At 73.5% G+C, this 12209-nt stretch carries 1 pseudogene; it reads left to right on the top strand.

Annotated features, from left to right (window positions below):
• Positions 1 to 322 precede the first annotated feature (322 nt).
• A pseudogene (locus STRTU_RS33685) lies at positions 323 to 12184 on the top strand (SDR family NAD(P)-dependent oxidoreductase); the annotation flags it as partial.
• Positions 12185 to 12209: the final 25 nt, after the last annotated feature.

The following is a 12209-nucleotide window of genomic DNA, read 5'->3' on the forward strand; positions in this document are numbered from 1 at the left end:
GCGCCCGCGCACCGGCTCCGGCGGCCCACTGAGGCACCGCCGGAGCCGGTGCGCGTCCGCAGGCCCGTACCTCTGGCGCCAACCCAACCCCTGACCAGGCCACTCATCGCCCACGAGTACCCACCTGGACGCTGGAATGAGTCGTCTAGGGGTTCTCTTAGAGTCACCGGCCGGCGGGCTGATCGGCCGGCCCGCGCCCACAGAATGTGATCAGCGAGTAGACGATCCAGCGTGGCGGGGCCGGTGCGCGGCAGGCCGCCGGTCCGGTGAAGGGAGCTGAACTGTGAGCGAGGGAAAGCTCCGCGATTATCTGAAGCGGGTGACGGCGGATCTCCACCGGACGGGCAAGCGTCTGCGGGAGATGGAGGCCCGCGAACGCGAGCCCATCGCCATCGTGGCCATGAGCTGCCGCTACCCCGGCGGGGTGCGCTCGCCGGAGGACCTCTGGCAGCTGGTCGCCGACGGCACCGACGGCATCACGCCCTTCCCGGAGGACCGCGGCTGGAACGTGGACTCCCTCTACCACCCGGACCCCGCCCACCCCGGCACCTGCTACACCCGGGAAGGCGGCTTCCTCCACGACGCCGCCGACTTCGACCCGGACTTCTTCGCCATGTCGCCCCGCGAGGCGCTGGCCACCGACCCGCAGCAGCGTCTCCTTCTCGAAGCGTCCTGGGAGGCGTTCGAGCGGGCGGGCCTGCGGCGGCAGACGCTCAAGGGCAGCCCCACCGGCGTCTTCGCCGGCGTCATGTACAACGACTACGGCTCGCGGTTCAGCGAGCCGCCCGCCGGCCTCGAAGGCCATTTGGGCAACGGCAGCGCCGCCAGCATCGCCTCCGGCCGGGTCGCCTACACCTTCGGCCTCGAAGGCCCGGCGGTCACCGTCGACACCGCCTGTTCCTCCTCCCTGGTCGCCCTGCATCTGGCCTGCACCGCACTGCGCCAGGGGGAGTGCTCCCTCGCCCTCGCCGGCGGTGTGACGGTGATGTCCACCCCCGTCACCTTCCTGGAGTTCAGCCGGCAGCGCGGGCTGTCTGCCGACGGGCGCTGCAGGGCGTTCTCCGACGACTCCGACGGCACGGGCTGGGGCGAGGGCGTCGGCATGCTGCTGCTCGAACGGCTCTCCGACGCCCGCCGCAACGGCCATCGGGTACTCGGTCTCGTGCGGGGCACCGCCGTGAACCAGGACGGGGCGAGCAGCGGACTGACCGCCCCCAACGGACCGTCCCAGCAGCGGGTCATCCGCGCGGCGCTCACCGCCTCCGGCCTCACCGCCTCCGACGTGGACGCCGTGGAGGCTCACGGCACCGGGACCCCCCTCGGCGACCCCATCGAGGCGCAGGCGCTGCTGGCCACCTATGGCCAGGAACGGGAAGCCGGCCGCCCGCTGTGGCTCGGCACGGTGAAGTCCAACATCGGCCACACCCAGGCCGCGGCCGGGGTCGCCGGCGTCATCAAGATGGTGCAGGCGATGCAGCACGGTGTGCTGCCCCGCACCCTGCACGCCGAACGGCCCACCACCCACGTCGAATGGAGCGAGGGCGACGTCCGGCTGCTCACCGACGCCGTGGACTGGCCCGAGACCGGCCGTCCGCGCTGCGCCGGGGTCTCGGCCTTCGGGGTCAGCGGCACCAACGCGCACGCCGTGCTCGAACAGGCCCCACCCGCCGGGGCGGAGCCGGACGCCCCAGCCCCGGACGGCCCGCCCCCGGCCGTGGCGGAGCCCGAACGGGCCGGGGAGCGGTCCGGCCGAACGCCGCGACCCGCTGCGCCGCTTCCGGTGGTGCCCTGGGTGCTCTCCGCCCGCAGCGAACCGGCCCTGCGCGCCCAGGCGGATCAACTACTCGCCCACGTAAGCGAGGTGCCTGCCACCGTCGGCGCCGTGGACATCGCCGCTTCGCTGGCCACCACCCGTACCCCCTTCGAGGAACGCGCGGTGGTGCTGGGCGAGAACCGCGAGGAACTGCTGGAGCGCCTCGCCCGGTTCGCGCAGGGCGACGACACCGCGGCCGTCCGGGGCACGGCCGGCCGCGGCAAAACCGCGTTCCTCTTCGCGGGCCAGGGAGCCCAGCGCCTCGGCATGGGCCGCGAACTCCACAAGGCGTTCCCTGTCTTCGCGGACGCCTTCGACGAGATCTGCACCCATCTCGACCCGGAGCTGCCACAGCCGCTCGCAGAGACCGTATTCGGCCAGGACGCGGCGGCGCTGGACCGCACCGGCTTCACCCAGCCGGCCCTGTTCGCCTTCGAGATCGCGCTCTTCCGCCTCATCGAATCCTGGGGTCTCACCCCTGACTTCCTGCTCGGCCACTCCATCGGGGAGCTGGCCGCCGCACACGCCGCCGGAGTTCTCTCGCTGCCGGACGCCTGCCGCCTCGTCGCCGCCCGCGGACGTCTGATGCAGGCGCTCCCTGCCGGAGGCGCGATGTTCTCCCTGCGGGCCGCCGAGGCCGAGGTGCTGCCGCTGCTGGCGGACGCCGCCGACCGGCTGAGCATCGCCGCCGTCAACGGCCCCCGGACGACCGTCGTGGCCGGTGACGAGGACGCGCTGGCAGCGCTCGTCGGGCGCTTCGAGCAGCAGGGCGGCAAGGCCAAGCGCCTCCGGGTGAGCCATGCTTTCCACTCCCCGCTGATGGCCTCGATGCTCGCGGAATTCCGCTCGCTGACAGACGAGTTGACGTTCCGTCAGCCGCGTATCCCGGTCATCTCCAATGTGACCGGGGAACCGGCCACCGACCTGGGGACCGCCGACTACTGGGTACGGCACGTACGGGAAGCCGTACGGTTCGCGGACGGCATCCGGGCACTGGAGCGGCGCGGGGTCACCCGCTTCCTCGAAATCGGGCCCGACGCCACCCTCACCGCCCTGGCCCAGGGCTGCCTGGACGCGGACACCGGCTCCCTTCTCGTACCCGCCGTGCGCAAGGACCGGCCGGAAAGCCTTAGCGTCCTCACCGCCATGGGCGCACTGCACACCCGCGGCGCGAGCCCCGACTGGGACCGGCTCTTCCCCGACGCCGACCGCGTGGACCTGCCCACCTACGCCTTTCAGCGCGGTCGCTACTGGCTGGCCGCCCCCGAAGCGGCCACCGCGCACCGCACGGGCGAACACCCCCTGCTCCCGACGGCCATCACCCTGGCCGACCGCGGCGCCATCGTCTCCACCGGGCGCCTCACACCGTCCGCGCACCCCTGGCTCACCGACCGGGCGGCCGACGGCCGCGTCCAGCTCCCCGCGAGCGCCTACCTCGATCTCGCCCTCCACATCGGCGCCGTGGCAGGCTGCGAGCACCTCGCCGAACTCACCGTGGACGCCCCCCTCGTACTGCCCGAGCAGTCCGCCGTCGACCTCCAGGTGGTGCTGGGCGACGCCGGGGAAGAACCGGACGGACGACGGACTCTGACGGTGCACTCCCGCCCCGCCGACCGGCCGGACGACGAGACGCCGTGGACCCGGCACGCCCACGGTGCGCTCACCCGGCAGTCGCCGCAGCGGCCTGACCACGACCTCCGGGTCTGGCCCCCCGCCGACGCCCGCGCCGTGGACCCGGACCTGTGGCACACGGCGCGGGAAGGCGACGAGTTCCCGCACGGGCTGCCGTCCGACGGGCTGCGGGGCGTATGGCGGCACGCTGACACGGTATTCGCCGAGGCCGCACTGCCCGAGGAGTACCGCGCTGACGCGGCCCGGTTCGCCCTGCACCCGGCGCTGCTCGACGCGGTGCTCCAGGCGCTCCCCGCCGCGGGGCACCCGGACGCCGTCGCCGTGTCCTGGCGCGACTGTGCGCTGCACGCGGTGGCCGCCGAGTCGGTGCGCGCCCGCCTCGCGCCCGCGGACGGCGGCGGACTGGACATCCACCTCACCGACGAACTCGGCGCCCCCGTCGCCTCGTTCGGCTCCGTCACCCCGGTGCCCGCCGCCGAGGTCGCCGGGCCGCGGATACCCTCCGGGCGCGACGATCTCTTCACCGTGGAATGGACCGAACTGCCGCCGTCCGCCCCGCAGCAGCCGCCCTACCGGGTCGCGATCCTCGGCGAGGGCAACCCCGGGGCCGACGCGGAAGCACCCGGCCTCCACGGCGCCCTGGACGCGCTCGCCACGGCCGCGGAACAGGGCGCCGACGTCCCCGACCTCGTCGTCGTCCCCTGGCGGAGCACGGAAGCAGACGAACCGGCCGCCGCCGCCCACACCTCGGCCGGAGACGCCCTGGCGCTGCTGCAGAGCTGGCTCGGCCGACCGGGCCTGGCTGACGCGCGCCTGGTCTTCCTCACCCGGGGCGCCGTCGCCACCTCCCCGGACGAGACCGTCACGGATCTGCCCGCCGCCGCGGTGTGGGGCCTGGTGCGCTCGGCGCAGTCGGAGAACCCCGACCGGTTCCTGCTCGTGGATGCCGACCTCGATGCCGACAGTGACAGTGACAGCGACACCGGCAGCGACGCCGACGCTCTGCCCAGCGCAGCGATCGGCGCGGCGATGCGCTCCGGGGAGCCCCAGCTTGCCGTCCGCGCCACGCGCCTCCTGGCCCCTCGGCTGACCCGGCTTGCCCAGCCCTCCCGGAAGCCCGCGTCCACACCCCCCATGGCCGGAGCCCGCTTCGACGCGCTCCGCACCGTCCTGGTGACCGGCGCCACCGGAACCGTCGGTGCCGCCGTGACCCGGCATCTGGTGACCGGACACGGGGTACGGCATCTGCTGCTCGTCGGCCGACGCGGTGCGGCCGCACCCGGCGCCGAGCAGCTGGCCGAGGAGCTGCGCGCGCTCGGCGCCCGGGTGACCCTGGCCGCCTGCGATGTGGCCGATCGGACGGCCCTGGCCGACCTGTTGGCCACCCTTCCCGCAGCCCACCCACTGGGTGCGGTCGTGCACGCCGCCGGTGTGCTCGACGACGGGGTGATCGCCTCCCTCACCCCCGAGCGGATGGCCACCGTCCTGCGCCCCAAGGCCGATGCCGCGGTCAACCTCGACCGGCTCACCTGGGACCTCGAACTCTCGGCCTTCGTCCTGTTCTCCTCCGCCGCCGCCACCTTCGGCGGTCCCGGCCAGGGCAACTACGCCGCCGGTAACGCCTTCCTGGAAGCGCTCGCCCACCGGCGCCGCGCCGAGGGCCGTCCGGCGCTTGCCCTCGGCTGGGGAATGTGGGCGGAGCGCAGCGAGATGAGCGCCCGCCTGGACGCGACGGACCGGCGGCGGATGGACCGGGGCGGTGTTGGTGTGCTGTCCACCGAAGCGGCGCTCGCCCTGTTCGACCGCTGTCTCTCCCAGGACCGGGCCGTAGCGGTCCCGGTGCCGCTCGATATCGCCGCGGTCCGCCGGAGCGGCCCGACGGTTGCTCCGCTGCTCCGGGCGCTCGTCGGCCCTCCCGCCAAGCGGACCGCGGCCCCGGCGGCCGGACCGGGCACGGGCGCCGGGACCTCGGTGGCACCCGCACTGGCTGCCCTCGCCGCCCTGGCCCCCGAAGAGCGCCACGCCCAGATCCTCGATCTCGTACGCACCGAGACCGCCACCGTCCTCGGCCACAGCTCGGCGGACCGGATCGACACCGACCGGGCCTTCGAGGACCTCGGCCTGGACTCCCTGACCTCCCTCGAACTGCGCAATGCGCTCGGCAGCCGGACCGGACTCCGCTTGCCTGCCACCCTGGTCTTCGACCACCCCACGCCCTCGGCCGTCGCCGCTCACCTGATGGCCGAACTGCTCGGGTCCGGGCTCCAGTTGGAGGTTTCCGGGGCCGATGCCGCGACGGCCGGTGAGCCCGTCGCCATCGTGGCGATGAGCTGCCGCTTCCCGGGCGGTATCCGGACACCGGACGCCTTCTGGGAGTTCCTGGCCGCCGGCGGCGACGCCATCGGGGAGTTCCCCGATGACCGTGGCTGGGACACCGCGGCGCTGTACCACCCCGACCCGGAGCACGACGGGACGACCTACACCCGCCGGGGCGGCTTCCTCACCGAAGCCGACCGCTTCGACGCCGGATTCTTCGGCGTCTCGCCCCGCGAAGCGCTGGCCATGGACCCGCAGCAGCGGATCCTGCTGGAGGTCTGCTGGGAGGCGTTCGAGCGGGCCGGTATCGACCCGCTGTCCCTGCGGGGCAGCCGTACGGGCGTCTTCGCCGGCACCAACGGGCAGGACTACACCACCGTCCTGGACAACGCCGCCGAAGCCGTCGGCGGATACCTGGGCACGGGCAACGCGGCAAGCGTGGTCTCCGGCCGGATCGCCTACTCCTTCGGCCTCGAAGGCCCGGCCGTCACCGTGGACACCGCATGCTCCTCCTCTCTCGTCGCCCTGCACTGGGCGATCCGCGCCCTCCAGTCGGGGGAGTGCTCGCTGGCCCTGGCGGGCGGTGTCACGGTGATGTCGACCCCTGCCGCGTTCCTGGAGTTCAGCCGTCAGCGCGGACTGTCCGCCGACGGCCGCTGCAAGGCGTTCGCCGACGGCGCCGACGGCACCGGCTGGGGCGAGGGCGCCGGCATGCTGCTGGTGGAGCGGCTGTCCGACGCCCGGCGCAACGGGCACCCGGTACTGGCCGTCATCCGCGGCAGCGCCATCAACTCCGACGGCGCCAGCAACGGCCTGACGGCACCCAACGGCCCCTCCCAGCAGCGGGTGATCAGGGCGGCGCTCGCCGACGCCCGGCTCACGGCCGGTGACGTCGACGCCGTCGAAGCCCATGGCACCGGCACCACCCTCGGCGACCCGATCGAGGCCCAGGCGCTGATCGCCACCTACGGCCGGGACCGCGACGCGGAACGCCCGTTGTGGCTGGGTTCGGTGAAGTCCAACATCGGGCACACCCAGGCCGCGTCCGGCGTGGCCGGAGTGATCAAAATGGTGCAGGCCATGTGCCATGGCCTGCTGCCGCGGACGCTGCACATCGATACGCCCTCGTCCCATGTGGACTGGGCCGAAGGCGCCGTGGAGCTGCTCGACGCCCCGCTCCCCTGGCCCGAGCACGGGCGCCCCCGCAGGGCCGGGGTCTCCTCCTTCGGCTTCAGCGGCACCAACGCGCACGTCATCCTCGAACAGGCCACCCCGGAACCGGCCGAGGCCGCCGAGCCGTCCGAGCTGTCCGAGGTTGCCGACGGGCCGCAGCCGGGCCCGCAGGATGTCACCGAAACCACCCAACTGCCGTTCGTCTGGCCCCTGTCCGCCCGCAGCCCCGAGGCGCTCCGCGCCCTGGCCGCGGCCCTGCACACACACGCCGAACAGCACCGCGACCTGCCCCTCGCGGCCGTCGGACACGCCCTGGCCACCACCCGCGCGTCCTTCGAGCACCGCGCGGTCGCCCACGGCACGGACCGCGCCACCCTGCTGTCCGCCCTGGCCGGACTCGCCTCCGGCGAGGAACCGGCAACCGGGGCCGTGGACGGCATGGTCCGTCCCGGCGCAGGAACCGCCTTCCTGTTCACCGGACAGGGCGCCCAGCGCCCCGGCATGGGCCAGGAACTGCACCGCACCTTCCCGGTGTTCGCCGACGCCCTCGATGAGGTCTGCGAACACTTCGCCGACCATCTCGACCGGCCGCTGCGTGACGTCATGTTCCACGACACCGACGGTCTGCTCCACCGGACGGAATACACCCAGCCCGCCCTGTTCGCCATGGAGACCGCCCTCCACCGCCTCGCCGAACGGGCCGGTCTGCGCGCCGACTACCTGCTCGGCCATTCCATCGGCGAGGTGACCGCGGCACATATCGCCGGGGTGTTCTCCCTGCCCGACGCCTGTGCCCTGGTCGCCGCCCGCGGAGGGCTCATGCAGGCGCTCCCGCAGACCGGCGCCATGGTCGCCGTCCAGGCGACGGAGGCCGAGCTGCTGCCCTTGCTGGACGGACTTGACCAGCAGGTATGCATCGCCGCCGTCAACGGCCCGGACTCCGTCGTGCTCTCCGGCGACCGTGCTGCCGTGCACCGGATCGCCGAACGGCTGGCCGCCGACGGCCGCAGGACCAAGTCCCTCCAGGTCAGCCATGCCTTCCACTCACCGCATATGGACCCGATGCTCGCCCCCTTCCGGGCGGTCGCCGAAGGGCTCACCTATCACGAGCCGCACATCCCCGTGGTGTCCAACCTGACCGGCGAGATCGCCACCGAACTGCACCTCCCCGACTACTGGGTGCGTCAGGTACGGGGAGCCGTCCGGTTCCACGACGGCCTCCGCGGGCTCACCGAGCAGGGCGTGCGGCGCTATGTCGAACTCGGCCCCGACGGCACCCTCTCCGCCATGGCAGCCGGCTCACTGCCCCCCGACACCACCGGCACGGCCGTCATTCCGCTCCTCCGCGACCGGACGTCCGAGTCCCGCTCGCTGCTCGACGGCCTCGCCCGTGCCCATGTCCACGGCGCGGACCTCGACTGGTCCGCCGTCGCCAACGCCCACCCGGGCCGTCCGGCCGTCGGCGACCTGCCCACGTACCCCTTCCAGCGGCAGCGGTACTGGCCGACTCCCCGCACCCTCGCCACCGTGGGAATCGGCCCGGCCGACCACCCACTGCTGAGCGCAGCCGTCGAACTCGCCAACGGCAGCCACCTGTTCACCGGCCGACTCTCGGTACCGGACCAGCCGTGGCTCGCCGACCACGCCCTCGGGGGCACCGCGGTCGTCCCCGGCACGGCCTTCCTCGAACTCGCCGTTCTGGCGGGCGACCGGGCCGGCTGCCGCCGCGTCGGGGACCTGACCCTGGTCAGCCCGCTGATCCTCCCCGAGCAGGAGGCGATGGACCTGCAGGCGGTACTCGGCGCCGACGACGGGCAGGGCCACCGGGCGTTCACCGTCCATGCGCGCCGTGCCGACCCGGTTCCCGGAGAGCCTTGGACGCTGCACGCCACCGGCACCCTCACCGCCGCTCACCCGGAGCCCACGGCACCCGCCCCGTCGGCATGGCCGCCGCCCGGCTCCGAGCCGCTGCCGGTCGAGGACCTCTATGAGCGGCTGAGCGCGGGCGGGTTCAGCTACGGACCGCTCTTCCAAGGACTGCATGCCGCCTGGCGCGACGGCGACCAGGTACACGCCGAAGTGACTCTGCCCCGGACGGCAGACCAGGACGCGGACCGCTTCGCACTGCACCCGGCGCTGCTCGATGCCGCCCTGCACGCGACCGCATACCTGCCGACGGGGGACACCGACCGCGGACGGCTGCCCTTCTCCTGGCGCGGAGTGCAGATCCACGCCACCGGGGCGACGCAGCTGCGGGTCCGCCTGGACCTGTCCGCACCCGACACCGTGTCCCTCACCCTTGCCGACGCCGACGGCCGGCCCGTCGCCGACATCGAGGCGCTGACGCTGCGCGAGATCTCCACCGACCGGATAGCGCTCTCCGCACGGGCCTCCGGCCCCCTCTACCACCTCGACTGGCCCGTGGTCCCCGTCCCCACGACACCGCCCGAGGAGCCGGACCGCCTCCTCGTACTGGACAGTGAGCACCTCGCCGCCGACCTGGCCGCCGCGGGACTGCCCCTGGCCCGGCTGGCCGGCCCCGCCGACATCCACGAGGCTTGCGGCACCGTCCTCGTGGAACTCCCCGCCGTCGATCCGCACGAGGCAGGTACCGGCGCACTGGCACTGGTCCAGGCCTGGCTGGCGGAAGCACCTGCCGCGGCCCGGCTCGCCTTCGTCACCCGGGGAGCCGTCGACGCTCCCGGCACCACCCGCCACGATGCGGCGGCCGCCCCGATCTGGGGCCTGGTGCGCTCGGCGCAGTCCGAGCACCCCGGCCGGTTCGTCCTCGCCGACCTCGACGGCCAGGACACCTCGTACGCCGCGCTGCCCGTGGCGCTGGCCGCCAACGAGCCCCAATTCGCCCTCCGCGGGGGCACCATGCACCTGCCGAAGGTCGCCCCGGTCCACGCCGGCACCGCACTGCGCGACCCCGCCGACGGCACCTGCTGGCGGCTCGGCATGACCGGCAAGGGCACCCTCGACCACCTCGCCCTGCTGCCCCACGACGCTGCCGCGCGCCCGCTGGAACAAGGCGAAGTGCGTATCGCGGTGCGGGCCGCCGGGGTGAACTTCCGCGATGTGCTCAACGTCCTCGGCATGTACCCCGGCGACGCGGGAGCCTTCGGCCTCGAAGGCTCCGGGGTGGTCATGGAGACGGGTCCGGGTGTGACCGGTTTTGCTCCGGGGGACCGGGTGATGGGGTTGTTCCCGTATGCGTTCGGTCCGGTGGCGGTGGCTGATGCGCGCATGGTGATCCGGGTTCCGGAGGGGTGGTCGTTCGCGCAGGCTGCTTCGGTTCCGGTGGTGTTCCTGACGGCGTACTACGCGTTGGTGGAGCTGGGGGAACTCCAGGCGGGTGAGTCGGTGCTCGTGCATTCCGCGGCGGGCGGTGTGGGTATGGCCGCGGTGCAGTTGGCGCGGCATCTGGGTGCGGAGGTGTTCGGTACCGCGAGCCCGGGGAAGTGGGGGACGCTGCGGTCCTCGGGTCTGGATGAGGCGCATATTGCGTCCTCGCGTGATCTGGACTTCGAGGGGTCCTTCCTCGCCGAGACCGGTGGCCGGGGTGTGGATGTGGTGCTGGATTCCCTGGCGCGGGAGTTCGTGGATGCCTCGCTGCGGTTGCTGCCGCGGGGCGGGCGGTTCCTGGAGATGGGCAAGACCGACATCCGTGACCCCGCACAGGTGGCTGCCGCGCACGAGGGTGTGCAGTACCAGGCGTTCGATCTGATCGAGGCGGGCCCGGACCGGATCAGGGAGATGTTCGCGCAGGTTCGTGCACTGTTCGACGGGGGTGTGCTGGAGCCGTTGCCGGTGACGGCGTGGGATGTGCGCAAGGCTCCGGAGGCGTTCCGGTATCTGAGCCAGGCCAGGCATGTGGGCAAGGTCGTGCTGACGATGCCGGTTCCGCTGGACGGTGACGGGACGGTGCTGATCACGGGTGGTACGGGTGGTCTGGGCGCGCTGGTGGCCCGGCATCTCGCCGCCGAGCACGGCATCCGCCACCTTCTGCTGGCCAGCCGCCGCGGGCCCCAGGCGCCCGGTGTGGACGCGTTGCGCGAGGAGTTGGCGGCTCTCGGTGCCGAGGTCACCGTCGTGGCCTGCGACAGCGCCGACCGCGAGGCACTGCGCGCACTGCTGGACTCCGTACCGAAGCAGCACCCCCTCACCGCCGTCGTGCACACCGCAGGCGTACTCGACGACACCGTCATCACCTCGCTCACCCCGCAGCGGCTCCGCGCGGTCCTGCGCCCCAAGGCCGACGCGACGGTCCATCTGCACGAACTCACCCGCGATGAGGACCTGGCGGCGTTCCTCATCTTCTCCTCGACCGCCGGCGTGTTCGGCGCTCCCGGCCAGGCCAACTACGCCGCCGCCAACGCCTTCTGCGACACCTTCGCCGCCCAGCGCAGGGCCGCCGGGCTGCCCGCCACCTCGCTCGCCTGGGGACCGTGGTCCCGGGCGACGGGCATGACCAGCGGACTCACCGAAGCCGATCGGCAACGCATGGCACGCGCGGGACTGCCCGCCCTGCCCCCCGACCGCGGACTCGCCCTCTACGACGCGGCACTCGGCCGGCCCGAGGCAGCCCTGCTGCCGATGCTGGTCGATCCCCATGCCTTGGCCTCGGGCGGGCCCGTCCCGCCGCTGCTGAGCGGACTCTTGCCGACGGCGCCCCGCCGGACGGCGGCCGCGGACCCGGCGGCCCCGGCCGGAGCGGGCGCCGCCGAGACACTGACCCGTACGCTCGCCACGCTGAGCCGCGACGAGGCACACCACGCCGTGCTCGACGTGGTGTGCACCCAGGTCGCCGCGGTACTCGGCCATGCCTCCGCCGCCGAGGTCGGTGACCAGCAGTCGTTCAAGGACCTCGGTTTTGACTCGCTGACCGCAGTGGAGCTGCGCAACCGGCTCGGCGCCGCGACCGGAGCACTGCTGCCCGCCACCCTCGTCTTCGACCACCCCACGCCACTGGCCCTCGCCGAACACCTCTGCACGACACTCGTCCCCGGTCCGCCCGTGGGGGAAGCCCCCGACCCGGAGGACGAAGCCGGGGTACGGCAGGCACTGGCCGCCATTCCCCTCAAACGCCTGCGGGCAGCCGGGCTCCTCGACGCTCTGCTGGCACTGGCGGAGCCGGCGACCGCGCAGGCAGCCCCCGAACCCGGGGCCGACGCCGCTCCCGCCGCCATCGAAAGCATGGAAGTCGACGACCTGGTGCGCCTCGCCTTTGGCGAAGCCGACGGCTGAGCACCGTCGTCCCGACCGAGCCACA

It is taken from the genome of Streptomyces tubercidicus, assembly GCF_027497495.1.
In the GTDB taxonomy this organism is placed as follows: Bacteria; Actinomycetota; Actinomycetes; order Streptomycetales; family Streptomycetaceae; genus Streptomyces; species Streptomyces tubercidicus.